This is a genomic window from Streptomyces sp. NPDC058000, assembly GCF_042886435.1.
Classification (GTDB): Bacteria; Actinomycetota; Actinomycetes; order Streptomycetales; family Streptomycetaceae; genus Streptomyces.
In genome coordinates this window covers 52,657-69,062 of sequence record NZ_JBHVQS010000014.1, presented here as the reverse complement: position 1 = coordinate 69,062, position 16,406 = coordinate 52,657, and the positions used below count along the sequence as shown (strand labels likewise).

15 protein-coding genes are annotated in these 16,406 nt (G+C 70.1%); 14 read left to right on the top strand and 1 reads right to left on the bottom strand.

The genetic code is table 11. The features are described from left to right. Positions 1-31: 31 nt before the first annotated feature. From ACFVT2_RS16935 to ectB, 5 genes are all read left to right on the top strand, one after another. Positions 32-541: a GNAT family N-acetyltransferase gene (locus ACFVT2_RS16935; protein WP_390017973.1), complete on the top strand. Its 510-nt coding sequence runs from the start codon at positions 32-34 to the stop codon at positions 539-541. Then, positions 538-1,839, top strand: a complete 1,302-nt coding sequence (locus ACFVT2_RS16930) for a lysine N(6)-hydroxylase/L-ornithine N(5)-oxygenase family protein (RefSeq protein ID WP_390017970.1) — start codon at positions 538-540, stop codon at positions 1,837-1,839. Before ACFVT2_RS16935 ends, ACFVT2_RS16930 begins: the two co-directional genes overlap by 4 nt. Next, positions 1,839-3,080, top strand: a complete 1,242-nt coding sequence (locus ACFVT2_RS16925; protein WP_390017969.1) for an amino acid:polyamine antiporter — start codon at positions 1,839-1,841, stop codon at positions 3,078-3,080. Before ACFVT2_RS16930 ends, ACFVT2_RS16925 begins: the two co-directional genes overlap by 1 nt. Beyond that, entirely contained in the window at positions 3,073-3,447 is a 375-nt protein-coding gene (locus ACFVT2_RS16920) for a hypothetical protein (protein WP_390018137.1), read from the top strand. The genes ACFVT2_RS16925 and ACFVT2_RS16920 overlap by 8 nt, the downstream gene beginning before the upstream one ends. A gap of 371 nt (positions 3,448-3,818) precedes the next feature. Continuing rightward, complete coding sequence (gene ectB / locus ACFVT2_RS16915; protein ID WP_390017967.1) at positions 3,819-5,069, top strand: diaminobutyrate--2-oxoglutarate transaminase; 1,251 nt, start codon at positions 3,819-3,821, stop codon at positions 5,067-5,069. A gap of 702 nt (positions 5,070-5,771) precedes the next feature. Here ectB and ACFVT2_RS16910 read toward each other — a convergent pair. Continuing rightward, positions 5,772-6,704: a LysR family transcriptional regulator gene (locus tag ACFVT2_RS16910; protein ID WP_390017965.1), complete on the bottom strand. Its 933-nt coding sequence runs from the start codon at positions 6,702-6,704 to the stop codon at positions 5,772-5,774. 557 nt (positions 6,705-7,261) lie between these two features. Here ACFVT2_RS16910 and ACFVT2_RS16905 point away from each other — a divergent pair. The 9 genes from ACFVT2_RS16905 to ACFVT2_RS16865 all read left to right on the top strand — a co-directional run bounded on the left by ACFVT2_RS16905 (position 7,262) and on the right by ACFVT2_RS16865 (position 16,393). Continuing rightward, positions 7,262-8,269: an L-tyrosine/L-tryptophan isonitrile synthase family protein gene (locus ACFVT2_RS16905; protein WP_390017963.1), complete on the top strand. Its 1,008-nt coding sequence runs from the start codon at positions 7,262-7,264 to the stop codon at positions 8,267-8,269. Positions 8,270-8,363: 94 nt separating this feature from the next. Further along, positions 8,364-9,077 carry a TauD/TfdA dioxygenase family protein gene (locus ACFVT2_RS16900; RefSeq protein WP_390017961.1) on the top strand — a complete coding sequence of 238 codons (714 nt, stop codon included), beginning with the start codon at positions 8,364-8,366 and terminating at the stop codon, positions 9,075-9,077. 48 nt (positions 9,078-9,125) lie between these two features. Next, positions 9,126-10,364, top strand: coding sequence for a styrene monooxygenase/indole monooxygenase family protein (locus tag ACFVT2_RS16895; protein ID WP_390017959.1), 1,239 nt, complete (start codon positions 9,126-9,128; stop codon positions 10,362-10,364). Further along, positions 10,361-11,503, top strand: a complete 1,143-nt coding sequence (locus ACFVT2_RS16890; protein WP_390017956.1) for an LLM class flavin-dependent oxidoreductase — start codon at positions 10,361-10,363, stop codon at positions 11,501-11,503. The genes ACFVT2_RS16895 and ACFVT2_RS16890 overlap by 4 nt, the downstream gene beginning before the upstream one ends. Beyond that, positions 11,500-12,750: a styrene monooxygenase/indole monooxygenase family protein gene (locus ACFVT2_RS16885; protein ID WP_390017953.1), complete on the top strand. Its 1,251-nt coding sequence runs from the start codon at positions 11,500-11,502 to the stop codon at positions 12,748-12,750. Before ACFVT2_RS16890 ends, ACFVT2_RS16885 begins: the two co-directional genes overlap by 4 nt. A gap of 23 nt (positions 12,751-12,773) precedes the next feature. Then, positions 12,774-13,295, top strand: coding sequence for a cupin domain-containing protein (locus ACFVT2_RS16880; RefSeq protein WP_390017951.1), 522 nt, complete (start codon positions 12,774-12,776; stop codon positions 13,293-13,295). Positions 13,296-13,346: 51 nt separating this feature from the next. Continuing rightward, on the top strand, positions 13,347-14,546 hold the full coding sequence (locus ACFVT2_RS16875) for an MFS transporter (RefSeq protein ID WP_390017948.1): 1,200 nt from the start codon (positions 13,347-13,349) through the stop codon (positions 14,544-14,546). A gap of 77 nt (positions 14,547-14,623) precedes the next feature. Then, positions 14,624-15,481 carry a sulfurtransferase gene (locus ACFVT2_RS16870; protein WP_390017946.1) on the top strand — a complete coding sequence of 286 codons (858 nt, stop codon included), beginning with the start codon at positions 14,624-14,626 and terminating at the stop codon, positions 15,479-15,481. Between the two features lie 132 nt (positions 15,482-15,613). Continuing rightward, positions 15,614-16,393 carry an SDR family oxidoreductase gene (locus ACFVT2_RS16865; RefSeq protein WP_390017943.1) on the top strand — a complete coding sequence of 260 codons (780 nt, stop codon included), beginning with the start codon at positions 15,614-15,616 and terminating at the stop codon, positions 16,391-16,393. The last annotated feature ends 13 nt before the right edge of the window (positions 16,394-16,406 follow it).

Sequence of the window (16,406 nt, the reverse complement as noted above, 5' to 3'; positions counted from 1 at the left end):
ATCCCCCCTCAACACAGCAGCGAGGTGCTCCATGCCGGACGCAGCCGCTCCACGCTTGCTCATCGAGCGCGTGGACGCGTCCCATTTCGAGGCGATCCTGCCGCTCATCGCCGATTACCAGAGGTTCTACGGCCAACAGCCCGACGACTCCAGAAACCGGCGGTTCTTCGGCGAGCTGCTGGGAGACAACCCCCACGGTCTCCAGCTGGCTGCCCGTCAGGGGCCGCACACGATCGGCTTCGCCACCCTCTTCTGGGTGCGCGTCTCCACCAGGGCGGCCACCGTGGCCCTCCTCAACGACCTGTACGTCCATCCCGACCACCGGGGCGGTCGGGAGGCGGGCGTCGGAACGGCGCTGCTGCACGCGGCCGCACGCGAGGCCGGCGACCGGGGCTTCTCCCACCTCACCTGGGAGACCGCGCCCGACAACCGCTCGGCGCAGGCACTGTACGACCGTTTCCTGCGCGAGGCCGCCGACCTCGGGGCGCCCTCGACCTGGTTCCACTACTCATATCCGCTTCCCACCAAGGGGGAACAGTGACCCGCTGCCACGATGTGCTCGGCATAGGCTTCGGTCCGGCCAACCTGGCTCTGGCCATCGCCCTGGAGGAAGAGGGCCACGACCTCGACATGCGCTTCCTGGAGGCCAGGCCGGGCCCGTCCTGGCAGAGCGCCATGATGCTCGACGGGTCGGACATCCAGAACCACCCCGTGCGCGACCTCGTGTCGCTGCGCAATCCGCGCAGCCGCTACAGCTTCATCAACTACCTCTTCGAGAACGAGCGGTTGCTGGAGCACCTCAACGTCCCGATGGAGTTCCCGCTGCGCAAGGAGTATGCGCAGTACGTCACCTGGGCCGCCGGCCACTTCGGCCACCTGGTCGACTACGGCGTGCACGTCACCGGCGTCACCGTCGGCCGGGATGCCGAGGGCGGTCCGGTCTACACCGTCACCACCTCCGCCGGAGACACCCTCCAGGCGCGCGCTCTCGTGATCGGCACCGGGCGGGCCCCGTTCATCCCGGAACCGTTCGATGCGGTGGACACCCCGCGCATCTTCCACCTGACGCGCTACCTGCCGGCGCTACAGCAGCTGGAGGAGCTGGGCGTGGCCGGACAGGGCGACCGGTCGCCGCGCACGGTGACGGTCATCGGGGGCAGCCAGAGCGCGGTGGAACTCACGATCGACCTCACGCGGCGCTTTCCCCGCGCCCGGGTGAACACCCTCGTCCGCTCACTGACGCTCCGTCAGAAGGACACCAGTCCGTTCAGCGAGGAGGGGTACTTCCCCGACTTCACCGACTACTACTACCGCGCTTCCCGCGAGCGCAAGGACGCCCTCGACTCGTACATGCGCCTGACGAACTACTCGTCCGCCGACGGCGATGTGCTGCGCGAGTTGTACCGGATCATCTACGAGCAGCGCTTGGACGGCGACCAGAAGGTGTTCGTCTCCGGCAGCCGCCAGGTACGTGGCCTTGAGGTGCGAGAGGACGGCGTCCACCTCGACGTCGAGGAGCTGAACACCGGGGAGACCGAGGAGTACCGGTCCGACTTCGTCGTCCTGGCCACCGGATTCCGCGATCTCGGCCCGGCTGCCCACCAGGAGCGCGTCCCTGCCCTCATGCGCAGCATCGCCGACGACTTCGCCTTCGACGACCACGGTTACCTGACCGTCGGCCCGGACTACGAAGTGCAGCCGCTGGGCGCCGACACGCCCACGCTCTTCCTCAACGGCCTGTGCGAGTCCTCCCACGGAATCGGTGACGCCGGTTCGTTCAGCCTTCTGTCACTGAGGGCCAAGGTCATTGCAGAGGGCCTCCGGAAGCGTCTTCCGTAATGGAGCCGGCAGGCACCTCCGTCCCCGGCGCGGCGGTCGCGCCGGGCGGACCAGGAACGGATACGGGCGGCCGAACGGCGCGAAGGCCGGAGCTGGAGATCGCCACCCGCCTCTCCGGCGGTGTCCTTGGCGCCGGGATGCTGATCATGCCTCCCGTCGTCGCAGCCTTGACGGGCGGGCACAGCCTCCGTGTCTGGTCGGCCCACATCCTGCTCGGTGGATCGGTCAGCCTCCTGCTGGCCATGTTGGTCCGCGGGAGGGTGCGGCCGACCTCGTTGGCGGGCACCGTCGGGGCCCTACTGGGTTCGTGGGCGGAACGGGCGGTGAACGGCGCCTTCGCCATCGCCTTCACCGCCGGGCAGGCGGCGATCGCCTGGTTCGCCGCGAGCTGCCTGTTGACGGCCGCCGACGGTTCCCTGCCGCGTCCGGGGACGGACGGCCTCCTTCTCGCCCTCGGCCTGCTCGCGGCGGCCGTGTTCGCGGCGCTCGGTCCGCTGTCGCTGCCGGCCGTCGTGCTCCGGCTGCGTCCCTGGGTCACCGGGGCCCTGGCGCTGGCCTGCGCCGCATGGGGCTGGCCCGCCGTACCTGCGGTGGGTTCGCACACGCCGCTTGCGCCGCCGGGACTCTCGGCAGGCGGTGCTCAGTGGCTGGCCCTCGCGGCGTTGTTCTTCGCCGGGGTGGGCTGGGAAGCCGTCACCGCCGTGGCCCCGGTCGCCACTGCCGGGCGGAGGCGCACTGCCGCGGGCGTGGCCTTGGGAGCGGCTTCGGTGGCTGTCGTCTACCTGGGGCTGGCCACGGTCCAGCGGCTGGCCGCCGGGGCGCCGGCGGCCCAGGACGCGGTGTCCGCACCGCTTCGCTGGGTGTTCGCCGTGGCGACGGCTGTCGTGCTGACCTCCTACTGCTTCACCAACGTGCGCACCGCCGCCCGGATCGCCGCGCGGCTGCGCCCCGCCGAGCGGGGCCCGTCCGAGCAGAGCCCCTCCGAACGAGGCCCCGCCAAGGCCGTCATCGCGTCCGTCGGCGCCTCATGTTGCTTCTTCGCCTGTGCGGGGGCTGCTTGGGACGGTGCCGTCCCCCTGCTGCTGCTGGGGCCGGCCGCGGCCGCACTGATCGGCTACGGCCTGGCAGCCGTCGCTGCCGTGCGCTGCGGCGGGCCGCTACTGCGGTGGGCCGGAGCCGCGGTACTGCTCGTGCTCGTGGGCGTGGTGGTCCTCGCCGTTCCTCTCCTGCTCGGTGGATGAGCGATGGCCAAGCTCCTACACGGTGCTGCGGCAGCCGGGTGCTCCCGGCCGGATGGTCGGCAGGGTCCGCCCGCGCGGCGCTCTCCGGCTGACCGCCGGCCGCACTGCGCTCCGCGCGTACGCGGCGTCGGCCGTCCACGGACCGGCGGCCACCATGCTGGTGGCCGCCGTGTTCGGCATGGTGGTCCAGCCGTTGGGGCCCCTGCCCGGCTCCGGCGGGAACGGTCAGCTCTACGGATGGCCGCTCACGCCGAACGCGCTCGCCGTCCTCCTCTTCGAGGTGCCGACGACCGGCGTCACCGGCCGATGGCAGTGGCGGACCGCCCTGGGCATGGTGCCGCCTGCGTCCGTGGGGGCTGTGCCGTGAAGGCGCTCGGTATCAGCGCGGGCGCGCTGATCCGGACACAGGGGGAGAGGCTGCTGCCGGCACCGGTGGCGGCAGCACACGCGAACGAGGCCGCTCCGCCCGGCGACGGCGCCTCCTACCCGTCCTTGCCGGGCCCGTGCCAGTCGGTGGGCACGTCGGTGGGCCCAGCGACTGGCGGCTTCGCCCCGGGCCTGAACCACCGGTTCGCCCGGCCGGCGTGCGCAGCCGTGCCGCTGATCACCGCGACCGGCCCGTACGCCCGCACACCCCCGCCCCGCGCCGCCAACGCCCACGACGGCGATGACCAACCCGGCGCGCCCTCTCCGTTCACCACGCCTTCCTTATCCACCCCCCCTCTCCGAGGAGACATCATGATCGCCCCCACAATTGAGTCCGAGGTCCGCAGCTACTGCCGGAACTGGCCGGTGGTGTTCCACCAGGCGCGCGGCAGCCGCATGTTCGATCGCGACGGCCGCGCCTATCTGGACTTCTTCGCCGGTGCCAGCGCCCTGAACTACGGTCACAACCACCCCGTACTCAAACGGGCGTTGCTCGACTACCTGGAGCAGGACGGGGTTGCCCACAGCCTGGACATGCTGACCGCCGCCAAGGAGGACTTCCTCACCGAGTTCGCGGCGCGGGTGCTCGGTCCTCGCGGACTGGACTACCGGGTGCAGTTCCCCGGTCCCACCGGTACCAACAGCGTGGAGGCCGCGCTCAAGCTGGCCCGCAAGGTGACGGGACGTCAGACGATCGTCGCCTTCACCGGCGCCTTCCACGGCATGTCGCTGGGTTCACTGGCCGTCACGGGAAACGCCGCCAAGCGCGCGGGTGCCGGCATTCCGCTCGGACACACCTGGCGCATCCCCTACGACGGGTTCTCCGGAGACCAGGTGTCCGGGCTCCAGCTGCTGGACAGCATGCTCGCCGACAGCAGCAGCGGCTTGGACCTCCCCGCAGCCGTCATCGTGGAGACCGTGCAGGGCGAGGGCGGCGTCAACCCGGCCGGCGCGGCCTGGCTCGCCGACCTCGCGGAGCTGTGCAGCCGCCGAGGCATCCTCTTGATCATCGACGACATCCAGATGGGCTGCGGCCGCACGGGCCCCTTCTTCAGCTTCGAGGCCGCCGGGATCACCCCGGACATCGTCTGCCTGTCCAAGTCCATCAGCGGATACGGCCTGCCGATGTCCCTCACGCTCTTCCACACCGAGTTGGACGTGTGGCAGCCGGGCGAGCACAACGGCACGTTCCGCGGCAACAACCCGGCATTCGTGACGGCAGCCGCCGCCCTGCGGGAGTTCTGGGCGGACAGCACCCTGGAGAAGCAGACCGAGGAGCGGGGCGTCCTGTTCGAGGAGACGCTGGGCGAGCTCGCCGATCGGCACACCGCGGACATAGCGGCGTTGCGTGGCCGTGGCCTGGTGTGGGGCCTGGACTTCCGGGAGTCGCGGATGGCCAGGCAGGTCGCTGACGCGGCATTCGCCCGCGGGCTCCTGGTGGAGACGTCGGGCTCCCGCGACGAGGTGGTGAAGCTCATGCCGCCCCTGACGTCCACGGACGAAGAACTGGCCGAGGGCCTCGGCATCCTGCGGGACGCGGTGGCATCAGCCGTGGGTGGCTGAGCGCGTACCCAGAGCCGTCGGCGGGGCGGTCACCGGATCCCCGCTGCGGCTCCTACCGGACGGGCGGCCCGTGCGGGACCCGGCTGCGCCCACGGCGAAGGTCCTCCCGTTGGACACCGGCCGGGCAGGAGCGCCCGGTGGATGAGTCGCGGTTGGTGCTCGTGGCACGGGAGACGGTCGTGCCGACGAGCCCGAGGAGTGGTCCGGCGTACTGGCTGGACCACTCCTCGGCGACGCCGACGGTGCGCCCACGCCGGTGGAGGCCAAGCCCGTGCGCTTCGCAGCCGGCGGGGGTATCGGCCAACGGATCGGAAACGGCTCCCTCGTCTGTAGCTACGAGCCGAAGCGGGGAAAGGACTCATCGCTCACAGGTGGTGCCGTTCTCCGGTCTCAGGCGTCCTTCCGCAGCCGCGTCTCCGTGCAGTTCGGCGCAGTTCGGCGCAGTTCGGCGCGGCTCGACTCGGCTCGAATCGGCTCGACTCGGCTCGACGCGGTACGAACCGGGCTGCGGGGGCAGGACCGCTGTGATCTTGTCGCTCGCCAGGCCGTGCGGGTAGCCGGCGAGGAAAGGCTGATCGATGCCGCAGACGCGCTCCGGTGCCTTGGTGGACAAGGGGTGGAAGGGCAGTCGCACAGGCGCAGCACGGTGGGGGAGACGCGTTTGCGACGCGACCCGCCTGGGTGCCGCGGCCGACACCGCGGTCAGGGCTTGCCGGCGGGAAGCCCTTCGTCGCACAGGTTGCGGCAGACCTCCTCAAGGAGGGCGATCTGTGGGGCATCGCGGCCCGCCGACGGCCAGGCGACGGCAAACGTGCACGGCACCAGGTCGGCCACGGGAAGGTAGCGGATGTCCGGCCGCGGATAGAGCTCGGCCGCGACGGCCGGGAGGAAGGCCCGCGCACCGTCGAACGACACTGCGGACAGGAGGGATTCGACGCGGGAGACCTTGTGTTCCGTATAGCGAACAGGGGTCCCGTCCGGCCGCGGGTCCACAGCCCAGAAGTCCCGCCCGGCCCGGGACACCTCCGGTGTCAGACCCACCATGGGAAGGTCGGAGAGGTCCGCGAGGCACACCGAGGAGCGCTGTGCCAGCGGGTCCGTGCTCGATAAGCACACCACGCGCGCCTCGGTGGTGAGCGGCTGGGCGTGAAAGTCCTCGGGCACCGGCAGGTAGACGAAGGCCGCATCGATCTGGCCGGTCGTCAGACCGGTCGCCTGCTCGACCAGGTCCACCACGCGGAAGTCGATTTCCAGGCCGAGGTGCAGGGTGGTGAGGGCGGCGATCACACGGCGGGTGGAGGCGAGCGCGGTAGCGCAGTCCGTCAGCCCCAACCGGAGCCTGAGACCGTCGCCCCCGGTCGACGAGGACAGCGCCGCGTCGCGCAGTTCGTCCGTCGCTCCCACGACGTTCCGCACCAGCGGCAGCAGCGCCCGGCCCACCGGGGTGACCTCCACCCGCCGGCTCGTGCGGGCGAACAGCTGGACGCCCAGCCGGCGTTCCAGCGCCCGGATCTGGAGGCTGAGGGCGGGCTGGGTGAGGTAAAGCCGTGCCGCCGCCCGACCGAAATGGAGTTCCTCGGCCAGCGTCAGCAGCGATCGCAGCTGCTGGACCGTCGGATCATCGGCACCAGCCATGGACGATTACCTCCCATTGATCAATGGACGGCACGCCGTCATCCATCAGGCATGGTAATCGATGGCCCCTTGCGTAGGGCCTTGCTCCAGCGGGAAGCTGACTGCACTTCAGCGTGCTGCGGGGGAACAATGCCGCTGAGTGACAGGGCGTCTCACATCGACCACGACTCCCTTCCTCCTGGCCTCCTGCCTAAATCCGCCCGCACGCATGCGGAAGCGCTCTCGGCCACTTTCACCCGGGAGCGGGCGTCAAATCGAGACACGGGAGATTCCGTTGCAGCGCAAAATATCCGTCGGTGCAGCGGAATCCCTGCGTCTGGACCGCCGGAAGCAGCGGCGAACTGCGCATCGTGCGGGGAGCGGTGGAAGCGCCTGGGGGTACGTCCGCCCTCCTTGTGCAGGGTTTTACGCACGGGGCAAGTAGCAAGTAGGCAGAAGTTGTTACGGGGGATGCTGGAATGCAGCCCTCCGGAGAGTGCTGGCCACATTGGCCCCCGCCCGGAACCCGGACTGCGGTCAGGCGGGAAACGAGCACATTCACACCTCTCGGAGGAACGTTGAACGACAAGACGATGGAAGTGGCGTGGACTTCGACGCGGGCGTCCCAGAGAGTCCTGGAACTCCTGTACCGATATCGGCGTATCGACGAGTCACTGACCGACAAGTCCGACGACGCCGCTGGCGGCGAACCGTGTGTGGCGTGTTCCGAGATGCACCGGGAAAAGATCGAGCACTTCATCGAACGGGACGAGCCGATCCACTTCGTGGTGCCCGCCTTCCCGGCGAAATCGCCGAACCAGAGCAAGGTGCTCGGTGTGCTTCCGGATCTCGGTGAGCGCATCGCGTTGGGGTTCCTGCAGTCGTTGTGTGACTACGTGGGCCACTTCTACCGCCCGGGTGCCCGGGTCACGATCTGCTCGGACGGCCATGTCTTCGGTGATGTGGTCGGGGTTTCCGACACCACGGTGACCGAGTACCGGGATTCACTGACGGAAATGATCAGAACGTCCCGTTGGTCCTCGATCGACATGTTCGGACTCGATGACGCACTGGGCTCCATGGACTACGCGGAGATGCGAAAAGTGCTTGAGGACGAGTACTCCGCCACCCTCGACGAGTTGAAGGAGAAGGTCCGCACCGACAAGAGCACGCGAGCGCTGTTCAACGGGATACACCGTTTCATGTTCGAGGACGCGGTGGCCCGCCGGGGCGGCGAGGCGTCCCGGACGAAACTGCGCAACGACTCGAAGGAGACGGCGTATCAGACCATCCTCCGCAGCAATGCGTGGAGCCGGCTGGTCGCCGGGAAATTCCCCCGGGCGATACGTCTGTCCATACATCCGCAGCCCCCGCACTCCGAGAAATTCGGCCTCCAGCTCATGCGGACCAGGGACGGCTGGCTGACGCCCTGGCACGGTGTGGTGCTGGACGACGGTGTGACCTGTTCCCTCGTCAAGCGCTGGGACGCCGAGAAGCTCCATGCCACGGTCGTGTGGCGGGACGGCCGCCCCAGTCACTTCGTAGCGCCCCATCTCTCTGCGACCACACTGGAAAGGGTTTCGTGACATGTCGGTTCCGACGACATCGCACAGTGCGTTGGTCCATACTCCGCTCCGGCCCTTCGGCCGCACCGTGGAATCCGCCGGTCCGGCGAAGGTCGTGGATATCCCGGTCGAGAAGCTCGCCCGGTGGACCGAGGAGTCACGTGTGCTGGTGCTGCGCGGCTTCGACCGCATGGCGAAGCAGGAATTCGCCGACTACTGTCGCCTCTGGGGCGAGTTACTGAAGTGGGAACCCGGTGAGGTCATCGACCTGGTGGTCGAGGACAACCCGAAGAACTACCTGTTCGCCAGCGGTGACGTGCCGTTCCACTGGGACGGTGCCTTCGTGGAGGCCAACCCGCGGTTCTTCTTCTTCCAGTGCCTGGACGCCACTCCGGGCGCCGGCGGTGAAACCGTCTTCTCGGACACCACCGCGGTCTACCGGGACGCCGACTCCGAACTCCGGCAGCAGTGGCAGGGCATGAGTCTCACCTATTCCACCGAAAAGCTGGCGCATTACGGTGGACAGGTCACCGAGCGGCTCATCGCCCAGCATCCGGCAACCGGTGTGCCGGTGCTCCGCTTCGCCGAGCCCCTGGACCCCGCGGTCTACAAGAACCCGGTGCACGTCCGGGTCGATGGATTCGGTGAGGCGGAGTCCGGGGATTTCCTCGCCGCCATGGCAGAGCGGCTGCATCAGCCCGAGTACTGCTACGCGCACGACTGGCGGGCCGGAGACATCGTGATCGCCGACAACTACTCACTCGTCCACGGCCGCAATGCGTTCACCGGCCCGACCAACCGGCATCTCCAGAGAGTCGAGGTCATCTGAGGTCGTCCGTATGACCTGTTCCCGTCCCCGCACAGGTGGAGCGAAAGAATGAGCATTGGCATTGTGGGTGCCGGAATCTCCGGCCTGCACCTGGCGCTTCGGCTGCAACAGCTGGGTATCGACGCCACGTTGTACACGGACCAGGGGCCGGACGGCATACGCGGCGGGCCGCCGCTGAACTTCGTCACCCGTTTCGACTCCACCAGGAGGCGGGAAGAGGCCCTCGGCATCACCCGGTGGCTGTCCAGCGCCTACGACAACGCATGGATGCACATGAGTGTCGAGGGCCCCGGCGGGCTCTCCTTCCGAGGCAGGCTTCCGCAGCCGGCGAGCTCCGTGGATTTCCGGATGTACCTCGCCACGCTGCTGGAGACGTACGCGGAGCGTGGCGGTGAGGTGGTGCACGGCCGCCCCGCGGACCGGAAGCAGCTGGCCGCGCTGGCCGGGAGCCATGACCTCCTGGTCGTCGCCGCCGGCCGTGGGGCGCTCACCGACACCTTCGGTCGCGACCCGGCCCGCTCGCCGCACCTCACCGCACCGCGCCATCTGGCGGGCGGGCTCTTCCACGGAATCCGGCCGGCCGATCCGCCGGGGATGACCATGCACATGGTCCCGGGGGCGGGCGAGATCCATGCCCCGGCGTACCACTCGTTCATGGGGCAGGTGACCGTCGTGCTCGTCGAGGCGGTGCCGGCCGGCCCGTTCGACGCAGTCGTCGGCGGCGACCACCGCGACGATCCCGAGCGGTTCACCCGGGACGTCCTGGAACTGATCACGCGGCACGCGCCCCTGCTCAGGGAACGCGTCGACGCGCGGGAGTTCACTCTCGCCCGGCCGGTGGACATGCTGCGGGGCGCCGTCGTGCCGGTCGTCCGGCACGGCTGGTACGAGCTGGGCCGGGGCGCCTTCGCGCTGGCGGTCGGCGACGCCTGGATCGCCAACGACCCGTTGACGGCCCAGGGAGCCAACCTCGGCTCGGCGCTGGCCTTCCAGCTCGCGGACGAGCTCCGGGCACACCAGGGGCCGTACGACGGGGAGTTCTGCCGCGCCGTCTCGGAGCGGATGTGGACCACCGCCCGGCCCGTCGTGGACTGGACGAACCTGTTCATCGGTGAGCCGCCGCCACAGGTGGCCACGCTCCTGGCCGCGGCCGCGGGCGACCAGCGGGTGGCGGACGCCTTCATCGCCAACCTTGACCGACCAGAGGCTATGTGGCGGGCCGTCAGCCGGATGGACTTGACCGAGGAGTTCATCGCGCAGGCGCAGTCAGTGAGGAGCGGGGTATGAGCGTCAACGTCGGCCTGGTCTGGGACGCCGTCGGGGACATCGCGGGCGGCCGGGGCCTCCTGGAGGTCGCACGCAACGCCGGACTGGACACCTTCCTGGTGTTCGACCACCTGATCAACGTCTTTCCCCGGCAGGCATGGGACACCGATTTCAGCTATCTGGCGGCGGCGATGCCGACCCCCGACCGGTGCCTGGACTTCGCCACCGTGCTGGGCGATTTCGCGCACCGGGCCGGGCCCGTCCGGCTCGCGATCGGAGTCACCGACCCCAACCGCCGGCACCCTGCCGTGCTGGCGCAGACCGCCCTCACCCTCGCCCAGCTCACCGAGCGGGCGCCGGTGCTCGGGATCGGTGCGGGGGCGGCGGAGAACCTCCGGCCGTACGGTGTGCCGCACGACCGCAAGGTGAGCCGGGTCGAGGAGGCACTGCGGATCCTGCGGATGTTCTTCGACGGTGAGGGGCCGCACGACTTCCGCGGGGAGTTCTTCACCCTGGACCAGGCGCTCATGGGCCTGGCGCCGCCGAAGGGCCGGATCCCGCGCATCTGGCTGGGCGGCAACCGCGATCGGATGCTCGGGCTCGCCGGCCGCTACGCCGACGGGTGGCTTCCCTCCGAGCTGATGACCCCCGACGAGTACGCCCGGCGGCTGGCCGTGGTGCGCTCGGCGGCCGTCGCGGCGGGCCGTGACCCCGATGGCATCGTCGCCGCCGGCGGGGTGCCCATCGTGGTGGCCGAGACCGATGCCGCGGCCCACGCCCTGCTGCGCGCCAAGCCGATCCGGTTTCTCGCCCTGCACGCCGGCGCGGAAAGCTGGCGGGCGCACGGGGTCGCGCACCCCTTCGGTGACGACTACCGGGGGCTGGCGGAGCTGCTGCCGCACCGTCTGACCCGTGCCGAGGTCGAGCGTGCCATGGCGGCGATCCCGGACGAGCTGGTGGCCGCGCAGGTCGTCGTGGGGAGCCGGGAGACGGTGCTGAAGCGGATCCGGGAACTCCTCGACGCCGGTATGCGGCACCCCATGCTGATCCCGGCCTCGGCACTGGCCTCCCCGGAGGCCGCCGGGTTCACGGTCGAGTCCGTCGGATGGCTCGCCGAACGGCTGCGGTCGGAATCCTCTGCCGAAGGCGGGCCGGCATGACGGACATCGGCATCATCGGGTCCGGTATCTCCGGCATACAACTTGCCTTACGTTTACAGCAGTTGGGGATAGCGGCGACCGTCTACTCGGCGCGGGACATCGAAGGGCTCAAGTCTGGCAGGCCCCGGAACTTCCCGGCGAGGTTCGCCCCCACCCAGGAGCGCGAGCGCCTGCTGGGGGTGTCCGCCTGGGACTTCCCCGACGCGCAGGTGCACCACTGGGCGGTCACCGTGCACACCGCAGGCCCGGTGCTCGCGTTCCCCGCCCGGCTCACCCCACCCTCCAGCGTGGTCGACTTCCGCCTCTACCTGCCGCATCTGGTGGGCGAGTTCGTCGACCGCGGCGGTGCGCTGGTGGTGGGCGAGCCCGCGGTCGAGGACGTCGCGCGGCGGCACGACCTGACGGTGGTGGCGAACGGCAGCCACTCGATGCGGGAGCTGTTCCCGGCGGCGCCGGAACGGTCACCGCACACCACTCCGCAGCGCGTCCTGTGCAGCGGACTCTACTTCGGCATCGACGAGGCGGTGCCGCACTCGCTCGACATCCACTTCCTGCCGGGGGTGGGGGAAATCCTGCGGCTTCCCTTCTACTCCCCGGCCGGGCGGGCGGACGTGCTCGCCTTCGAGGCGGTGCCGGGAGGTCCGCTGGAGGCGGTCAGCCATATGGACGCCGAGGCCGACCCGGGGGCTTTCCACCGCGAGGTGCTGGATCGCGTCGCGGCGTACGCCCCGTCGCTCCGTGAGCGCATCGACACCAGCGACTTCTCGCTCATCGCACCGGGCGAGGTGGCCCAGGGCGGGATCACCCCGGTGGTCCGCCGCGGCTGGGCGCGGCTCGGTGACGGCCGCTGCGCGCTGGCCATCGGAGACGCCTGGATCACCAACGATCCGCTCACCGCACAGGGCGCCAACCTGGGATCGCACACCGCCTTCGCGCTGGCGGAGCTCATCTCGACGGCCCGGGGGCCGTTCGACGAGGGGTTCTGCCGGTCCGCCTCCGCCCGGCTCTGGGAGCACGCGCGGCACGTCGTCGAGTGGAGCAACGCCTTCCTCGCCGAGCCCGAGCCGCATGTGGCGGCGCTGTTCGGCCAGGCCGCGGAGGACCGGCGGATAGCCGATGCCTTCGTCAGCGCCTTCCGCGACCCGGTCGCGATGTGGCGCACCCTCTCCAGCGCGGAAGGCGTCGCGTCCTTCGTGTCCGACTGCCGGAAGGGGCGGCCGGCGGCGGCGCTGTCCGGCACCGAATGACCAGTTCACGAGGAAGGAGAGCGATGTCACTCCCCGACATGACCTATGACGAAAAGGGCCGGCTGATCCCCGAGTCCGAGCAGACCGCCGTCTGGCTGCTCGGCGGTCTGGCGCAGATACGGGTGCCCGGCTCGGCGACCCGGGACTCCTTCACCGTCGTGCAGCACACGGGCAACCGCGGCTACACCACGCCGGTGCACGTCCACGACTTCGAGGACGAGATCTTCATCGTCCTGGACGGCACCCTGCGCATGGTCTGCGGCGACGAGGAGCAGATCGCCGAGGCGGGCTCGACGATGATCGTCCCGCGGACGATTCCGCACGGCTTCGTGACGACGTCACCGAAGGCCCGCTTCCTGACCATCCACTCGACGCCGCAACCCGACCGCAGGCCGCAGTTCGACCTGTTCCTGGACGCCGAGATCCCGCACGCGCGGGCGCTCACCCTGCCCACGGAGGACGTGGGCGGCCCCGATCTCGAACACATCATCGCGCTCGGTTCCCGGTACGGGTACGGCTACGCGGGACCGCCGCCGACCCCGTAGCGGTCTCATCCGGCACAGCGGCAGAACTATCCCCCTGACAGAAGAGACGCCATGTCGTTGAAGCTCATGACCCTGATGCTGTGCGTGTTCGGCATCACGACCGGTGAGTTCGTCATCGCCGGCATCCTGCCGGACATCGCACATGACCTGGAAGTGTCCATCCCCGCCGCGGGACTGCTGGTCACGGCGTATGCCATTGGGATGATCGTCGGCGGTCCGGTGATGACCTCACTGACCGCCCGCTTCGCACGCAAGCCGCTCATCGTGGCGCTCCTGGCGATCGTGGTCGTCGGAAACCTCGCGTCGGGCCTGGCCCCTGTCTACTCCGTGCTGTTCGTGGCGCGGATCGTCACCGCACTGGTGACGGCCACGTTCTTCGCCAACGCGATCGTCATCGCGGCCTCGACGGCGCCGGAGGGCAAACAGGCATCCACCGTCTCCAAGCTCGTCTTCGGGATGAACCTGTCGATGATGCTGGGTGCGCCACTCGGCACCTTCATCGGCAACCACTTCGGCTGGCGGGCCACCTTCTACGCGATCTCCGCGGTCTGCCTCCTGGGCCTGCTGCTGGTGCTCCGGCTCGTTCCGGGCGTCGGGAGCTCCACGCCCGGGACGTCCGCCGTCGCCGAGCTGCGGGTCTTCGGCAGTCCCAGCCTGCAACTGGCCATCGTCATCACCGCGGTCGCCAATATGGGCCTGCTGATGGTGTTCACCTACTTCGCGCCGCTGCTCACCGACCTCACCGGTTTCGCGGCGGGCACCGTCGCCGTCCTTCTGCTCGTGTACGGCGTGGGCGCCGCGGTCGGCAACTTCGCCGGCGGGTGGCTGTCCGACCGGGCGCTGATGCCGTCGCAGATCGGCCTGCTCGGTCTGCTCACCGCCGGTCTGGTGGTCATGTGGGCGGTCAGCGGCAACACCGTCCTGACCGCGGTGATGGTGTTCCTGATCGGCGCGATGGGCTTCTCGGTGATCCCGGGGATGCAGACCCGGGTCCTGAACACCGCCAGCGCCGCCCCGACCCTGGCCATCGCGGTGAACGCCTCCGCCTACCAGCTTGCCGCCGCCCTCGCCGGCTGGCTCGGCGGCCGGGTCATCGACAGCGGACTGGGCCTGAAGTCCGTCTACCTGACGAGCGCCGCCGTCACCGTCCTGGGCATCCTGCTCAGCTGCTACGCGTGGTACCGGGACCGCGCGACCGCCCGGACCGGCGCGCCGGAGAAGACGGTCGAGGCCGGAACCTCGTCGGCATGAGCGCCACCGGCGGGCCCCGGTCGCGCGCACCCGGGGCCCGCCGGCCCCACCGCACGCCAGTCACCACGGGAGGAAGCATGGGCCGTGAAACCGCCCTGGTCACGGGGGAATGGGCCGAAGAGCATCTCGGGTCCGACGGGGTGGCCTTCGTCGAGACCGGCAACGACGACACCGCATACCGCAAGGGGCACATACCGGGCACCGTCTGGATCAACTGGAGTGAATTCCAGGACGAGTTACGGCTGGGCGTCATCGGCCGGGAGGGGTTCGAGCGGCTGATGCGGCACAAGGGCATCCGCAACGAGGACACCCTCGTCCTCCTCTCCGCCGACGCCAATCTGCTCGCCGCGCTGGCCTACTGGTACTTCACCCTCTACGGGCACCGGTCCGTGAAGCTGCTGGACGGCGCACGCCGCAAGTGGGAGCTGGACGGCCGCCCCCTGACGACGAAGGTGCCGGACCGCCCGCAGAGCACGTACCGGGCCACGGGGCAGGACGCCTCGGTCCGTGCGCTGCGCGACGACGTCATCGCCGGCATCGGGGTCCGGAACATCCTCGACGTGCGCGCCCCGGAGGAGTACGCCGGTCTCGCCTTCGCCCCCGGATTCGCCGGCGAGGCGTTCGCTCCCGGTCACAACCCCCACGAAGTGGCGCAGCGGTCCGGGCATGTGCCCGGTGCGGTCAGCCTCCCCTGGGAGGCGGTCGTCGCCGAGGACGGCACCTTCCGGAGCGACGAGGAACTCGCGGCGCTCTACTCCGGCCTGGACCCGGTCCGCGGCACCATCACCTACTGCTGGGTCGGCGCCCGCTCGGCGCACTCCTGGTTCGTACTGCGGGAGTTGCTCGGCTGGCCGGACGTCCGGAACTACGACGGCTCCTGGGCCGAGTACGGCTCACTGATCGGCGTGCCGGTCGCCCGCGGCACCGACGGCTGACCCCGGCCGGACGCGCACGCGCCGGCGGTCACTCGCCGACGGACATCGAACACACCCGACAAGGAAGGAGAAGGGCCGGCCCGATGCGGCCGGCCCGGGAGGCCGATGAACGGAAACAGCAGGACGCCGGCCATGGAGGCAACGGCGGTCACCGGCCGGCTGCGGGGCAAGGTCGCCCTGGTGACCGGCGCCAGCTCCGGGATCGGTGAGGCCGCGGCCAAGGCCCTCGCCGCCCAGGGAGCGTCCGTGGTGCTGGCGGCCCGGCGCCGGAAGGAACTCGACCGGGTCGCCGGCGAGATCGCGGACACCGGCGGGAACGCGGTGGCCGTACGGGCCGATGTGACGGTCGACGAGGAGGTGGCGGCGGCGGTGCGGGCCGCGGAGGACCACTTCGGCGGGCTGGACATCGCCTTCAACAACGCCGGGGCGATGGGGACCATGGGCCGGGTCGCCGAGCAGTCGCCAACGGTCTGGGCGGACGATGTCAGCACGGTGCTGACCAGCGTCTTCCTCTCCATGCGGCACGAGATCCGGGCCATGGAGCGGCGCGGCGGCGGGACGATCGTCAACAACGCCTCCCAGCTGGGCCTGGTGGGCTTCGGCGCCGGCATCAGTGCCTACGTCGCCGGCAAGCACGGCGTCATCGGCCTCAGCAAGGCCGCTGCCCTGGAGTACGCGCCCCAGAACATCCGCGTCAACGCCCTGGCCCTGGCCACCGTGGACACCCCCATGTACCGGTCGTCCGTGGGCGGCAGCACCGAGATGGAGCGGATGTTCATCGGGCTGCACCCGCTCGGCCGGATCGCCAGCCCGCAGGAGGCGGCCTCCGCGGTGGCCTACCTCGCCGGCGACGAGGCGGGCTTCTTCACCGGCTCCGTATTGGTCATGGACGGCGGATGGACCGCCCAGTGACCCGGACACCCGG